The organism is Flagellimonas algarum, assembly GCF_040513375.1.
Taxonomy (GTDB): Bacteria; Bacteroidota; Bacteroidia; order Flavobacteriales; family Flavobacteriaceae; genus Flagellimonas_B; species Flagellimonas_B algarum.
Window position 1 is genome coordinate 1,220,450 of the sequence record NZ_JBEVTG010000001.1, and the last position, 13,223, is coordinate 1,233,672.

Consider the following 13,223-nt stretch of genomic DNA (forward strand, 5'->3'; position numbering starts at 1 on the left):
ATCCGCTTACCGCGGATGGATTAAACAATATGGAACCGGTTGTTAAAACCGATTGGATTTGAATACTTGTGAACCTGGTATGTCAAAGAACGTGTTAAAATGAAAAAGTAGTTGTTACAACTACTTTTTCTTGTGTCGGTTAGCTCTTCTGCGCTTCTTGCGCTTGTGTGTCGCTACCTTATGTCTTTTTCTCTTTTTTCCACTCGGCATATAGCTTGGCTTTTTTGTTTGGTTATTATTTTACCTGAACGTTGCTTTTCACTCCTTCTACAAAAACCTTTGCAGGTTTAAATGCAGGAATATTGTGCGCAGGAATCTTGATGGTCGTATTTTTCGAAATATTCCTTCCTGTCTTTTCAGCTCTTGTTTTGATGATAAAGCTGCCAAAACCTCTCAAATAAACATTGTCGCCATTTTCCAAAGATGCTTTTACCTCTTCCATGAAAGATTCTACCGTTGCTTGCACATCTCCCTTTTCAATACCCAGCTTTTCTGAGATTCTAGATACAATATCCGCTTTCGTCATTTTATGTTTAATTTTCGTTTTTTTTAGGCTTGCAAATATATAAATTTATATCATTCTTTAGCTTAAACCTCTAAATTTTAAGTATATAAACTGCGTCTTCGATCGGTTAGTATTTTCGCGCATGGTTTTTTCCGAAATTATTTTGAATTGGTACGCTAAGAACAAGCGTGATTTGCCTTGGCGAGCCTCCCGCGAACCTTATCGGATATGGCTTTCCGAAGTCATGTTGCAACAGACCAGGGTGGCCCAAGGAATGCCCTATTACGAAAAGTTCATTGCGGCCTATCCGACGGTACACGATTTGGCAGCCGCCAGAGAAGAAGAGGTCTTGAAACTTTGGCAAGGGTTGGGATATTATTCAAGGGCCCGTAACATGCATGCTACCGCCAAAACCGTCGTATCCGAATACCAAGGACGATTTCCGGAAACCTATGACGGGCTCGTTCGACTAAAAGGAGTGGGCGATTATACGGCCAGCGCTATTGCGAGCATCTGTTTCGATTTGCCCGAACCCGTGGTCGATGGCAATGTTTATCGCGTTTTGGCGCGGTATTTCGGTGTCGATTTGGCGATCAATTCATCAAAAGGGGCCACCTATTTCAAAGAATTGGCACGCACCGTCATGGCCGCTGACGACATTCGCGATTACAATCAGGGGATAATGGAATTCGGTGCCATACAATGCGCCCCAAGAAATCCCGATTGCGACTGCTGCCCCCTACAGCCGGGTTGCATGGCCCATGGGAAAAGCCAGGTTGGGGAGTTGCCGGTGAAAATACGGAAGACGGCTGTTAAGAAACGCTATTTCAACTACCTGGTCTTTCGGGATCCGCTGGGCAAGACCTTGCTCGAAAGGAGAACCGAAAAAGGGATTTGGCAACATTTGTACCAGTTTCCGCTGTTGGAATCGACCGGGGAGTTATCCGAAATCGGACACAGTAGCGGTTTGCCCATCGAAATCCCTAAAAAAGGAACACGGATCAGCTTGTTCAATGAGAAGCCGATCGTGCATAAACTCTCCCACCAGCATCTGGTCACCAAGTTTTGGATCGTCGATGTCGATAACCCATTGCCGGATGGTATTGCATGGGAAGCGTTAAATGGATTTCCGGTCCCGGTTTTGATCGCCGACTTTATCCAAAGCGTTAAATTTTAGTACTTTTGCCTAAATAAGATTATGAGCGGAACATTGAACAAAGTGATGCTCATCGGCCATTTGGGCGATGAGGTCAAAGTACATTATTTTGAAGGAGGCGGATGCGTAGGAAGGTTCCCTTTGGCAACCAATGAGACCTATACCAATAAGCAAACCGGTGAGAAGGTGACCAATACCGATTGGCATAATGTGGTGGTGCGCAATAAGGCCGCTGAAATTTGTGAGAAATACTTGAAAAAGGGTGATAAGGTATATGTAGAAGGACGGTTGAAAAACCGGCAATGGCAAGGCGAAGACGGCAATACCCGATATACCACCGAAGTACATGTACAGGATTTTACCTTTTTGACGACCAAAAATGAGAGCATGGCCCCAACGAATGCCGGCCCATCAGCTGCGCCGACCATGCCCCAAGCCCCATCAGGTGGGGAACCATCGGTTGCTGAAACCGAACAGGATGACGATTTGCCATTCTGAACCAGCTAATTAAAATCAAGCGGCATTGGACCCTGACCCCAGTTGTTTCCTTTATTTTTCGTTGGCCCTTAGCGGGATGTTGACGGCTAAGGTAGTCGTATTGGTGCTTCTTCTTACGGGTTCGGCCTTGATATCCGGGGCTGAGGTCGCCTTATTCGGTCTTTCGCAGACTGATTTGAATGAGTTGGAGGAAGAAGGCAGTGCCCGCGGGAAACTCATCGTCGATCTTCTCAAAAAGCCAAAGAAGCTCCTTGCTACGATCCTCATCGCCAACAACGCCATTAATATCGGAGTGGTCTTGTTGTTCAGTGATATCGGAGACTATTGGTTTTCGGCGATCGATCAGTTGTTGTTCGGGACCCTATCGCTCCGCTTCCTGCTTGAAGTAGTGGTCGCCACCTTCTTGATCCTGATGTTTGGGGAAATCCTTCCAAAGATCTACGCGAACCGGAATCGGAAGGTATTTTCCAGTTTTATGGCTACTCCGTTACGTATTTTAAACGTGGTCTTTGCTCCTTTGAGCATCCCAATGCACGGGGCCATGGGGTATTTGCACGAGAAATTGGGTAGGGAAAAATCGAATTTGAGCGTTGATCAATTATCCCAAGCCTTGGAGTTGACCTCCGAAGGCGATACCACTAAAGAAGAACAGAAGATCCTTGAAGGTATCGTAACCTTCGGGAATACGGATACCAAACAGGTCATGCGCCCGCGTATTGATATCTTCGCCCTAAATGAGGAAATGAAATTCCCCGAGGTGATGGAAGAGATCAAAAAGAACGGGTTTTCACGGATTCCGGTATTTTCGGAACATATGGACAATGTTTCCGGGGTGCTCTATGTTAAGGATTTATTGCCCTATCTCGAACGCAAGGTCTTTGATTGGACCAGCCTGATGCGCGAACCGTATTTCGTTCCTGAAAACAAAAAGTTGGATGACCTTCTTTTGGAGTTCCAAGAGCAGAAAAAGCATCTGGCGATCGTGGTCGATGAATATGGGGGTACCTCGGGTATCGTCACCCTCGAAGACATCATAGAGGAAATTGTGGGTGATATCAGCGACGAATTCGACGACGAGGACCTGGTCTTCTCGAAACTTGACGAATACACCTATGTGTTTGAGGGGAAAACGACTTTGAAGGATTTTTATCGGGTGGTGAAAATCGCCGATGAAGATGCCTTTGAAGATCGAAAAGGTGAATCGGAGACCATTGCCGGGTTCGTATTGGAGATTTCCGGAAGCTTTCCCAAGCGCGGCGAGAACGTCCGGTTCGGAAATTACCAATTCGTAGTCGAGAGCCTTGATAAAAAACGATTGAAACAAATAAAAGTTACCCTGCCCAAATGAAATCAAGACACCTAATGCCCATCGTGTTGCTCATATGCTGTTTTGGCTGTAAGGAAACCCCCTTGCCCAAGCCCAAGGCGATGTTGCGTCTCGAGTTCCCGGAAGCCCATTTCGAGCGCTATGGATCGGACTGTCCTTTCGATTTCGATAAAAACCGGGCTGCCGGCTTGACCCAAGAAGAAAATTGTGCGATGGTCTTGGATTATCCGCAAATGAAGGGATCCATTTACGTTACTTACAAACCGGTTACGGGGAATTTGGACAAATTACTGACCGATGCCCAAAAACTATCTTATGAACATGTGGTAAAGGCCGACAACATTATCGAACAGCCCTTTATCAACGACGAGGGCCAGGTGTACGGCATGTTCTATGAAGTCAGTGGTAATGCGGCGTCACAGTCTCAATTTTATGTCACCGATAGTGTATCACATTTCGTAACGGGTTCGCTTTATTTTTATGCGAAGCCCAATTACGACTCCGTTTATCCGGCGGCCATTTATTTACAACGTGATATCCGTAGGATAATGGAAAGCTTGCAGTGGCAAGCGAACGATTGATCCTATTGAAGGATCGCTTTAGCCGATGCGATACTGCTATCGATTTGCGATTTCAGTTTGTTCAGCTTATTCTCTTCTTCAGTCAACCACCGCTGCTTTTGTCCGCTCAGTGCTTTTCCTTTCATCATTTCGTCTGCGGTGAAGCGTGAACCGAACCCTTGCATCCAATCTGCCATGGCTTTATTGGCCAATTTCAAATCGGTGACCGCCCGATCGTATTTTTGGGTATCGCCACCAGCTTTCGATTTGGTCTGCAATTGCCCGATCAAACGCACCATCGTCCCCATATCCTCGGCCATTAAGTCGTCGTGAACTTTCATTACCCGTTCCATTTGGGTGGTTTCAGTAGAAGCTTCCTGGCCATATCCACTCGAAATGGCGGCTAGAAAAATGAAGAAGGATAGCAGTTTTTTCATGAATTTTTTTTGCAAGATACTAACGGCCCCAAGACCGTGAAATAGTGATCGATTAATAGGCGTTTTCGTGGTTCAACGGTTTTTCGGGTCCTTGTTTGGGGTTATTCACTTAACAGCTGTTGTGCCCTGGCGATACTGGTGTTGATTTCTTCCCGCAGGGCTTTCACTTTGGCCTCCTCTTCAAGGAGCCATTCTTGTTTTTGCGCGGTAAGCGTTTTGCCGTTCAAGATCTCATCGGAATCGAAACGGTTTCCAAATCCTTGCATCCAATCCATCATGGATTCATTGGCCGCCTGAAGTTCCTTCATTGCCGCTTCATGGGCTTTGCCAGAGGCTGTAGTATCCACTTTTTCCTTGAGTTCCGCGACCAATTTTCCAAGGGTCCCCATTTTTGGCATTACTTCATCGTGAATGGCCATAACCTCTTCCATTTTTGAAGGGGTATCCGGTTCGGTCTTCGCTTGTTTGCAGGCTACCATTAATGTGAATAACGATAGCACCGCCAGAATTCGTTTCATAAAACCTCGTTTAGTGGGCAAAAATAAGAAAGGCTTGGTGAACGATCACCCTTTGCTATGTTAAGCCTTGAAGCTGATTCCAAGAAAACCCGATGCGGCTTTGACCGGCCTGACAAGGTATGGCGCTATCCGGATGTGAAATTGCGCATTTTCAATGGGTTAGCTTGGGCTTCACTTGGGTCTTACACAGAAATTATGTAAATTAAAAGTCCAACCGAAAACAAGGATCATGAAAAATTTGAGCTTACCCATCCGTTTTGGAATCGTGGCCAGTGGTTGCCTAGTGGCCTACTTCTTGATTTTATCCTTACTGGGGAAACATACCAACATCTTTTTCAGCCTTTTTAATGGGGTAATCACCGGTTTCGCTATTTTCGAGACCCTCAAGGTGACCAAGTTAAGGGAAGGGGAAGCTTTTAACTATGGCAGTGCGTTTAAAGCCGGAATGACTACTGGTGTTGTCGCGACGATTTTGTTCACCATCTTTTTCGCGCTGTATTCCACCGAACTGAACCCTGTTTTCCTGGATGAACTTTCAGCGGTTTGGTCAAAGGATTACACGAATTTCAAGGGAATCGTCTTTTTCACCGTCGCGATCATGGGCTTTGCGACCACCCTTGTGCTGACCCTATCGTTCATGCAATTGTTCAAAACCTCCAATAATCTGAAAAAATAATTGCTCTGATTGCCAATTACAGCTTGTAGATTAAGGATTTAGCGCTATATTTGCACCCGCTATTTGCGAAAATAGAATCAATATTAATCAAGTTAACGCATTATGTACGCAATTGTAGAGATGGCAGGGCAGCAATTCAAAGTTGCGAAAGACCAAAAAGTGTACGTTCACCGTTTGCAGACCGAGGAAGGTAAGAAAGTCACATTCGACAAAGTCCTTCTTTTGGATGATGGTAAGAACGTAACCGTTGGCGCCCCGGTCATAGACGGCGCGGCCGTAGAGGCCAAGGTCGTCAAGCATCTGAAAGGCGATAAGGTCATCGTCTTCAAAAAGAAAAGACGTAAAGGCTATCGTAAAAAGAACGGTCACCGCCAGTATTTGACGGAAATCGTTGTTGAAGGAATCGTTGCCAAAGGCGCCAAAAAAGCGGCTCCTGCAAAAGCCAAGGCAGAGAAACCTGCTGAAGCCAAAGCGGCACCTGTCGAAAAGAAAGCAGCTCCAAAGAAGGCGGCCGCCCCGAAAGCGACCGAAGATTTGAGCAAGAAAACCGTAGCCGAACTTAAGGAATTGGCAAAAGCCGCAGGGATCTCCGGAATTTCTTCCATGAAGAAAGCCGAATTGATCGAAGCGTTGAACAAATAAGAAATACGAACTAAAAAGAAAATATCATGGCACACAAAAAAGGTGTAGGTAGTTCTAAGAATGGTAGGGAGTCGGAATCGAAACGCTTGGGCGTTAAGATTTTCGGAGGCCAAGCGGCAATCGCCGGTAACATCATCGTTCGTCAACGAGGAACAAAGCACAACCCAGGTGACAATGTATACGCGGCGAAAGACCATACGTTGCATGCCAAGGTAGATGGCATCGTCAAATTCGAAAAGAAAACGGGTGGAAAGTCATTCGTTTCCATCGAACCTTTCGAAGCGTAGAGACGATGACATAAGAGTTGAAAAAGCCCGGCTAATGCCGGGCTTTTTTATTTCGCCATGATGTCTTTGATGATCTTCAAGTGATGGTTGGTATGCACTTCTAGAAAGCGCCGGGTTTGGTCACGATCCAGATGATCGAATACCGGATGCTCGAAATACGCCTTTTCCGTTAGGTTATGGATCAGCGATAAATTGGTCCGTGCCAATTCCAATTGGGCATGTAGACTGTCCAATTCGATCTGTTCAGGGGGTCGAACGTTCGCCGGCGACTGTGCCGCTCCCCTAGGAATATGCCCTGTGGTATGCACAAAGACGCGTTGCATGTTGAATTTGGATTGGTAACGTTCCGGATCCGACGCAATAAGCGCACTGGATATGCGATTGATGGTTTTAAGCGTGTGATCCAAATGCCACTCGACATTGGCTTGTGAAACCGAAAGATTGGCCGTTTTACGATGGTCGAAAAGGGCTTCTACTTCGGCCAATTGGGAAACAAGGAAGTCTTTCTCCGTCTCTCGGTTATTGATACGGACGGCGATCAAGACGATCGCTAGGAGTACAAGGATGGTGATTGCTGCTTTTTTCATGATTATGTGGTTTTCCAACCCCACCAGAAAAAGGCCGGGCCGGTCGTTTTTGGCTTTTTGAGCGTAAAGGAAACCGCCCTTGGCCGCTTGGTTCGCCCGGTGGCATCCCGTTCAAAGGTAGTTTCCTTTTTTGGTTTCATCGTCAGTGTTTTCGCTACGCTTAAAATTGGAATTTATATCCGAAATCAGGAAAAAACCCGATTTGGTCGACTTGATCGATCTCATTGGTCAATCTGTTGTACCTTCGAACGAATACGTTCTCGTTCGCCGTTACGTTTTGGAAATCGAAATAGAATTGGTGTGATCTTTTTTTGTTCCGGCTGTTGATTTTCAATCCGAATTTCACATCCCATCTAAAGTAGGCGTCATACTGCTCACTGAAGGCCAGGTCTTCTTGTAAGACTTCAAAACCGACCTGTTGTGAAGCGGCCAGATCCACCGGTGTGAAATAGCGCCCACCTGAAGTGGTCACCCGGGTATCTACGAACCAGACATTTTTGCCCGAGGCCCCGGTTTTAAACTCTTTACCTGCTAAAAGATTGACGACATACCCATTGTTGAAAGGGGTGTTGCGTTCGATTCCGTCGCTTCCTTCGTATTTGCTTTCGAAAAACGAACTGGTCAATAGCCCGTAATAGCCATCACTGAAGAATTTCTCAAGCGTCAACTCGATGCCTTGGTTATAGCCCGTACCTTCATTTACCAGTGAAACACGGTCATTGTCGAAAATGAAATTCGCCCCTTCGGTCAAAGTAGAATAGCTCGATGCGAAGGGTTCTACCGCCGCTTTTTCGATGTCTTGTCGATACACTTCGACTTTACCCCGCCATGAATTGCCCAATTTGACATCATATCCTAATACATAATGGCTGCTTTCGACGAAATCAAGGTCGCGGTTGGTCTGTTGCAAGCTTCCGTTGACATTTTCATTCAACAGCAATAAGGGTAAAGGAATGGTCTGATAGTGCAGTCCGTACCCGAAATTCAAGGTATGGTTCGGTGCGACATTATAATTTAAGGCCGCTCGGGGCCCCAAAGCGAATTGCTTGTTCAGGGTGCTGTATTGCGAATGCAGCCCGGCGTTCAGGGTCAGGTCTTCGGTCAATCTCCATTGACCTTGAACATAGGGTTGCAAGATGTTGAGGTTTTCATCAATGTCCCTGAAGGTAATCAGGTCTGGATCGCCATCGCCATCACCGTCGGCCTGTTCATTACGGTCGAGGAGGAGACTTTGTACATTGAAGTTTTCGATCAACAGCCCGGCCCTTAAACTGAATTTATTGTTCAACTTGGTATTGTACAGGGTCGAAAGGGTAAACCGCACCTCGGTATTGTCGGCTTCCGTATAGCGTATAACCCGCTCTTGGGGACTATCCTTATCGATAAAGCGGTCGGCTTTGAAGTCATTGCCGGAATAAGATCCCGAGAGTATCGTCCGCAGGAAGGAGTTGTCGTCAATGCGCCAATTGTACTTCAACCCGATGACCCCGAATCGCGATTCGACAAAGGTATTCTCGTCTTCTGCTGCAAAAAGGTCGTCTTCATCGATATCATCACCCAGGAATTCGATATCCGAGTTTCCTATGATACCGAATATGGATAGGTTCCCTTTATTTATTTTTCCAAAATCGAGGTTGAAACTGATATCGTTGTAGTTTGGTGTGGCCGCGGTTCCGCCGGCCCCGACCCCGAGCAAACCTACTAAGGAGTACCTAGCGGCTACGAGGAATGAACCCTTGTTGTTTCCCATCGGACCTTCCGCCATGGCTTCCACCCCGGTGAATATCCCGGTTTGTAAGGTGTATTCGTAGTCATCGATATTCCCTTTTCTAAAACCCAGATCAAAGACCCCCCCAACGGCGTTTCCGTATTCAGCCGGAAAAGCGGAGGTCAAGAAATCGGAATTTTTTAGGAGGTTCGGGTTGAGGGCCGAAACCGGACCACCGGTCGTGCCCAAGGTCGAATAGTGGTTCGGACTGGGAATCGGTACCCCTTCCAATCGCCACAACAATCCTGTGGGCGAATTTCCTCGAATGACGATGTCGTTCCGACTGTCATCCGGTGCCGAGACCCCGGCAAAATTGGCGGCCAAACGCCCGACATCGCTTCGACCACCTGAAAAGCGACCCACTTCCTCAAGCCCGAATTGACGGGCCGAAACAGTGGCCAATTTGTTCAAGGCCCTGTCTTTATCGGCCTCATTGGTCAATACGATTTCATCGAGTTGGTTGAAAGATTCCAGCAAACTGATCGATAAAAACACGTCTTTACCAGTGGTGACTTCGATGTTCGGTATGGTGGTACTTTCAAAACCGATATAACTGACCCGGATGGCTCGGCGCCCAATCGGAACCTCCTTCATCGAAAAGCGCCCGTCGAAATCGGTGATGACTCCGGTCGCGGTGGCGGCGTTGAGTAATTCAATGGTGGCGCCTTCAAGGGGCTGTTCCGATTGTTTGTCGATTACCGTACCCTTAATAGTTCCGGTTTGGGAGAACGAATAGAGCCCACAGAGGGCGATTAGGATCCACAGGATTTTTTTCATGACATTGTTGTTTTCCCCAAAAGTGGGCTATAACCACCTTCCATTTTTTACCGCTGTTGATCGATCGGCAAAATAGCGGTTGAAAGGTCGAATATGATGTTAACTTGATTTGGGAGGGGCGATCTGTGGAAATCACGGTTCAACCCTGGTATCGACATTTCAACCCTTTTTATGCGGATACAGTTAAAGACCATCCGCTGTTTTAAAGGGCTTGCTTACCTTTAGGGTTGATATGGGAAAATGGTTTACAAAACAAGGCTTGCGTAAGTTCTTCTTGCGATGGATGGTGGTCAATGTGGTTTTCGCCTTGATCAAGATTTCCGTCGAACATGGCAAAGGGGGTGCTGAAAGCATATTCGAACCGACGACGGTCTTTTATTATGTCACCGCCTTCCTTTTCTTTATGTTGACCTGGGAATACAACGATTGGCTGATCCATAAACAGCTCAGGGACGGTGGGTTGAACCTCAAGAACAGTTTGGTCATTTTCGGAAAGACCATGGCCTTATTGATCCCTTTGACGACTATCATCTATTATTTGGCCTTGTTTCCTCTTAGAGAGACCTTACAGATTATATGCGAAGATCCCGTTTTGGAATTTCGCGGTAATATTTTCCGGGCGTGGCTGCTTGGTGTGTCAGTGGTCTTTATCAATCTATTTTACTTTTCGATGAAGCAGAAAGACGAGTTGACCAAACAGATGGAAGACTTGAAAAAGGAAATGATGGCTTCACAATATGCCACCTTGAAAAATCAAATCAGTCCGCATTTCTTGTTCAACAGTTTGAACACCTTGACCTCCTTGATGTACCAAGATCGTGATCTCGCCTCTGATTTTGTGACCCGATTGGCCAAAACCTATCGCTATATTCTGGATAACCGCGAACACGACCTGGTCAGTTTACGCAAAGAACTCGACTTTTTGGATTCTTATGTATTCATGATGAACGTTCGTCATAAGGATGCCGTGATCATACGCAGTGACATCAAAGTCGACGCAGATGATTTCCTGATACCGACCTTATCACTCCAAATGTTGGTTGAAAATGCCTTGAAACACAATCAATACAGTAAGGAGAAGCCGCTGACGATTACGGTGGGAACCATTCAAAACGATGCTTTGGTGGTCCATAACAACCTGCAAAAAAGATCGCGCCCCGAACCCACAACTAAAATGGGTCTGCCGAACATCAAAAAGCGCTACGCCTATTACACCAACAAACCGGTATTGGTACGAGAGGAAAACGATATGTTTGAAGTGATCCTTCCGTTATTGGATGCTTCGGTTCTGAAGTCAACCTTAAAATCGATTTCCTAATGCGGGCCGTAATCGTAGAAGATGAGGAATTCGCGGCCAAACGCTTGGAACAGTTGGTCAGTGAACTGGCTCCGGAAATCAACATTATTTGTGCTTTGAATTCTGTGGCCAGCGGCATCAAATGGTTCGATGAAAACGAAGCCCCAGACCTCATTTTTCTCGATATCCAATTGAATGACGGCTATGGGTTCGATATTTTGGACGGATTGGAAGAACATCCGCCCGTCATCTTCACCACGGCCTATAATGAATTCGCCATTCGTGGATTCAAATACAATGGCTTGGATTACCTGCTCAAACCGATCGTCAAGGAAGAATTGGCCAAAGCATTAGGGAAATTCCATAAGAACAGCCTACGAAACAGCGGTTCGGGTAGTACGGAGAACCTCGAACACCTGAAACAATTGTTCCACAAAGAATACAAACACCGGTTTATGGTCAAGGTGGGCAATATGTTCAAATCCTTTAATGTGGATGACATCGCCTATTTTAAATCACATGAGGGCTTGATCTACCTATACACCCATACGGCCCAACATTATCCGATCGAATACACCATTGATCAATTGGAGAACATTCTGAATCCCATCCATTTTTTCAGGATCAATCGCAAGTTCATGGTTTCGGTCAAAGCGGTTGTCGAAATACACAGCTATTTCAATAGCAGATTGTTGCTGCGATTACTACCCAAAGAAGAAGAGCAGGTTATCGTTTCGCGTGAACGAACGACCAATTTCAAACGATGGCTCGATATGTAAAAAACCCCTGCTCGAATGGCAAGGGTTTTTCTTCGATCGGTTTCCCGAATGCTGTGTTATGTGCTGATCTTTAGTAGCGGTAATACTCCGGCTTGAACGGGCCTTTTACGGTAACACCGATATATTCCGCTTGATCTTCTTTGAGTTCCGTCAATTCGGCACCAAGTCGTGAGAGGTGCAATTGGGCCACTTTCTCATCCAAATGCTTGGGCAACATGTACACCTCGTTTTCATAACGATCGCTGTGGTTCCAAAGTTCGATTTGTGCCAACGTCTGGTTGGTAAACGAATTACTCATTACGAAACTTGGGTGACCGGTGGCGCATCCAAGGTTGACCAAACGCCCTTCGGCCAGTACGATTAGGTCTTTTCCATCGATCGTATACTTGTCGACCTGTGGCTTGATTTCGTCTTTGGTATCACCATAAGCGCCGTTCAACCACGCCATGTCGATCTCGTTATCGAAATGACCGATGTTACAAACGATGGCCTTGTCCTTCAGGGCCCTGAAGTGCTCTTCGCGAATGATATCCTTATTCCCCGTGGCAGTAATCACCACATCGGCTTTGGCAATGACCGATTCCAATTTCTTGACTTCATAACCGTCCATACAGGCTTGTAAGGCACAGATCGGATCGATTTCGGTGACCGTTACGATGGCCCCAGCTCCGCGAAAAGAGGCCGCAGTTCCTTTTCCGACATCACCGTAGCCCGCTACGACGACCCGTTTGCCTGCCAACATGGTATCGGTAGCCCGACGTATGGCGTCGACCGCACTTTCTCGGCAGCCGTACTTGTTATCGAATTTCGATTTGGTAACCGAGTCGTTCACATTGATGGCCGGCATCGGTAGCGTTCCGTTTTTCATACGATCGTAAAGGCGGTGTACCCCAGTGGTGGTTTCTTCCGATAACCCTTTGATTCCCGAATTAAGTTCAGGATAGCGATCCAAAACCATATTGGTCAGGTCACCCCCATCATCCAAGATCATGTTCAGGGGTTGGCGTTCTTCACCAAAGAACAAGGTCTGTTCGATACACCAATCGAATTCTTCTTCGGTCATGCCTTTCCATGCGTAGACAGGAATACCTGCAGCGGCAATGGCAGCGGCGGCATGGTCTTGGGTAGAAAAGATGTTACAGGAACTCCAAGTTACCTCGGCACCAAGGGCCACCAAAGTCTCGATCAAGACGGCGGTCTGTATGGTCATATGAAGGCAGCCGGCGATGCGGGCACCTTTCAAGGGTTGTTCACTTTTATATTCTTCTCGAAGTGCCATCAATCCGGGCATCTCCGCTTCGGCGAGTTCAATTTCTTTGCGCCCCCAATCAGCCAAAGCAATGTCTTTTACTTTAAAAGGAACGTAAGGAACCGTGTTAGTGCTCATTTTTTCTTAATTTACTTTCGTA

15 protein-coding genes are annotated in these 13,223 nt (G+C 46.5%); 9 read left to right on the forward strand and 6 right to left on the reverse strand.

The window, feature by feature from the left end; translation table 11 throughout:
- Window positions 1–235 precede the first annotated feature (235 nt).
- Window positions 236–526 carry an HU family DNA-binding protein gene (locus ABV409_RS05610; RefSeq protein ID WP_353876563.1) on the reverse strand — a complete coding sequence of 97 codons (291 nt, stop codon included), beginning with the start codon at window positions 524–526 and terminating at the stop codon, window positions 236–238.
- Window positions 527–647: 121 nt separating this feature from the next.
- On the opposite strand from ABV409_RS05610, the gene mutY reads away from it, so the two are divergent.
- From mutY to gldD, 4 genes are read left to right on the forward strand one after another with little or no spacing between them, the layout of a single operon-like run.
- Window positions 648–1,682: an A/G-specific adenine glycosylase gene (mutY, locus tag ABV409_RS05615; RefSeq protein WP_353876564.1), complete on the forward strand. Its 1,035-nt coding sequence runs from the start codon at window positions 648–650 to the stop codon at window positions 1,680–1,682.
- Between the two features lie 21 nt (window positions 1,683–1,703).
- Window positions 1,704–2,159 (forward strand): single-stranded DNA-binding protein, encoded by a 456-nt coding sequence (locus tag ABV409_RS05620; RefSeq protein ID WP_353876565.1) that lies wholly within the window; start codon window positions 1,704–1,706, stop codon window positions 2,157–2,159.
- Between the two features lie 25 nt (window positions 2,160–2,184).
- Complete coding sequence (locus ABV409_RS05625; RefSeq protein WP_353876566.1) at window positions 2,185–3,507, forward strand: gliding motility-associated protein GldE; 1,323 nt, start codon at window positions 2,185–2,187, stop codon at window positions 3,505–3,507.
- Window positions 3,504–4,067 (forward strand): gliding motility lipoprotein GldD, encoded by a 564-nt coding sequence (gene gldD, locus ABV409_RS05630; protein ID WP_353876567.1) that lies wholly within the window; start codon window positions 3,504–3,506, stop codon window positions 4,065–4,067. The genes ABV409_RS05625 and gldD overlap by 4 nt, the downstream gene beginning before the upstream one ends.
- 2 nt (window positions 4,068–4,069) lie before the next feature.
- Here gldD and ABV409_RS05635 read toward each other — a convergent pair whose 3' ends face one another.
- Window positions 4,070–4,483: a hypothetical protein gene (locus tag ABV409_RS05635; RefSeq protein ID WP_353876568.1), complete on the reverse strand. Its 414-nt coding sequence runs from the start codon at window positions 4,481–4,483 to the stop codon at window positions 4,070–4,072.
- Window positions 4,484–4,584: 101 nt separating this feature from the next.
- Entirely contained in the window at window positions 4,585–5,001 is a 417-nt protein-coding gene (locus ABV409_RS05640; RefSeq protein ID WP_353876569.1) for a hypothetical protein, read from the reverse strand.
- A gap of 229 nt (window positions 5,002–5,230) precedes the next feature.
- On the opposite strand from ABV409_RS05640, the gene ABV409_RS05645 reads away from it, so the two are divergent.
- The 3 genes from ABV409_RS05645 to rpmA all read left to right on the forward strand — a co-directional run bounded on the left by ABV409_RS05645 (window position 5,231) and on the right by rpmA (window position 6,606).
- A complete protein-coding gene (locus tag ABV409_RS05645) occupies window positions 5,231–5,677 on the forward strand; it encodes a DUF4199 family protein (protein WP_353876570.1) in 447 nt (148 codons plus the stop codon).
- Window positions 5,678–5,779: 102 nt separating this feature from the next.
- Entirely contained in the window at window positions 5,780–6,319 is a 540-nt protein-coding gene (gene rplU / locus ABV409_RS05650) for a 50S ribosomal protein L21 (RefSeq protein WP_353876571.1), read from the forward strand.
- Window positions 6,320–6,345: 26 nt separating this feature from the next.
- Complete coding sequence (rpmA, locus tag ABV409_RS05655) at window positions 6,346–6,606, forward strand: 50S ribosomal protein L27 (RefSeq protein ID WP_353876572.1); 261 nt, start codon at window positions 6,346–6,348, stop codon at window positions 6,604–6,606.
- A gap of 47 nt (window positions 6,607–6,653) precedes the next feature.
- Here rpmA and ABV409_RS05660 read toward each other — a convergent pair whose 3' ends face one another.
- Together ABV409_RS05660 and ABV409_RS05665 are read right to left on the reverse strand one after the other, a co-directional pair.
- On the reverse strand, window positions 6,654–7,193 hold the full coding sequence (locus ABV409_RS05660) for a DUF1569 domain-containing protein (RefSeq protein ID WP_353876573.1): 540 nt from the start codon (window positions 7,191–7,193) through the stop codon (window positions 6,654–6,656).
- Window positions 7,194–7,353: 160 nt separating this feature from the next.
- Window positions 7,354–9,738, reverse strand: coding sequence for a TonB-dependent receptor (locus ABV409_RS05665; protein WP_353876574.1), 2,385 nt, complete (start codon window positions 9,736–9,738; stop codon window positions 7,354–7,356).
- Between the two features lie 259 nt (window positions 9,739–9,997).
- Between ABV409_RS05665 and ABV409_RS05670 the strand changes: the two genes are divergently transcribed.
- Both ABV409_RS05670 and ABV409_RS05675 read left to right on the forward strand, forming a co-directional pair.
- Window positions 9,998–11,056 (forward strand): sensor histidine kinase, encoded by a 1,059-nt coding sequence (locus ABV409_RS05670; RefSeq protein ID WP_353876575.1) that lies wholly within the window; start codon window positions 9,998–10,000, stop codon window positions 11,054–11,056.
- Complete coding sequence (locus ABV409_RS05675; RefSeq protein WP_353876576.1) at window positions 11,056–11,814, forward strand: LytR/AlgR family response regulator transcription factor; 759 nt, start codon at window positions 11,056–11,058, stop codon at window positions 11,812–11,814. The genes ABV409_RS05670 and ABV409_RS05675 overlap by 1 nt, the downstream gene beginning before the upstream one ends.
- 70 nt (window positions 11,815–11,884) lie before the next feature.
- On the opposite strand, the gene ahcY is transcribed toward ABV409_RS05675, so the two are convergent.
- Window positions 11,885–13,201, reverse strand: a complete 1,317-nt coding sequence (gene ahcY / locus ABV409_RS05680) for an adenosylhomocysteinase (RefSeq protein ID WP_353876577.1) — start codon at window positions 13,199–13,201, stop codon at window positions 11,885–11,887.
- Window positions 13,202–13,223: the final 22 nt, after the last annotated feature.

Bases quoted from the DNA above. Each gene is read 5' to 3' on its own strand.
- ABV409_RS05610 (WP_353876563.1), bottom strand. From the start codon at position 526: ATGACGAAAGCGGATATTGTATCTAGAATCTCAGAAAAGCTGGGTATT.
- mutY (WP_353876564.1), top strand. From the start codon at position 648: ATGGTTTTTTCCGAAATTATTTTGAATTGGTACGCTAAGAACAAGCGT.
- ABV409_RS05620 (WP_353876565.1), top strand. From the start codon at position 1,704: ATGAGCGGAACATTGAACAAAGTGATGCTCATCGGCCATTTGGGCGAT.
- gldD (WP_353876567.1), top strand. From the start codon at position 3,504: ATGAAATCAAGACACCTAATGCCCATCGTGTTGCTCATATGCTGTTTT.
- ABV409_RS05635 (WP_353876568.1), bottom strand. From the start codon at position 4,483: ATGAAAAAACTGCTATCCTTCTTCATTTTTCTAGCCGCCATTTCGAGT.
- ABV409_RS05640 (WP_353876569.1), bottom strand. From the start codon at position 5,001: ATGAAACGAATTCTGGCGGTGCTATCGTTATTCACATTAATGGTAGCC.
- ABV409_RS05645 (WP_353876570.1), top strand. From the start codon at position 5,231: ATGAAAAATTTGAGCTTACCCATCCGTTTTGGAATCGTGGCCAGTGGT.
- rplU (WP_353876571.1), top strand. From the start codon at position 5,780: ATGTACGCAATTGTAGAGATGGCAGGGCAGCAATTCAAAGTTGCGAAA.
- rpmA (WP_353876572.1), top strand. From the start codon at position 6,346: ATGGCACACAAAAAAGGTGTAGGTAGTTCTAAGAATGGTAGGGAGTCG.
- ABV409_RS05660 (WP_353876573.1), bottom strand. From the start codon at position 7,193: ATGAAAAAAGCAGCAATCACCATCCTTGTACTCCTAGCGATCGTCTTG.
- ABV409_RS05665 (WP_353876574.1), bottom strand. From the start codon at position 9,738: ATGAAAAAAATCCTGTGGATCCTAATCGCCCTCTGTGGGCTCTATTCG.
- ABV409_RS05675 (WP_353876576.1), top strand. From the start codon at position 11,056: ATGCGGGCCGTAATCGTAGAAGATGAGGAATTCGCGGCCAAACGCTTG.
- ahcY (WP_353876577.1), bottom strand. From the start codon at position 13,201: ATGAGCACTAACACGGTTCCTTACGTTCCTTTTAAAGTAAAAGACATT.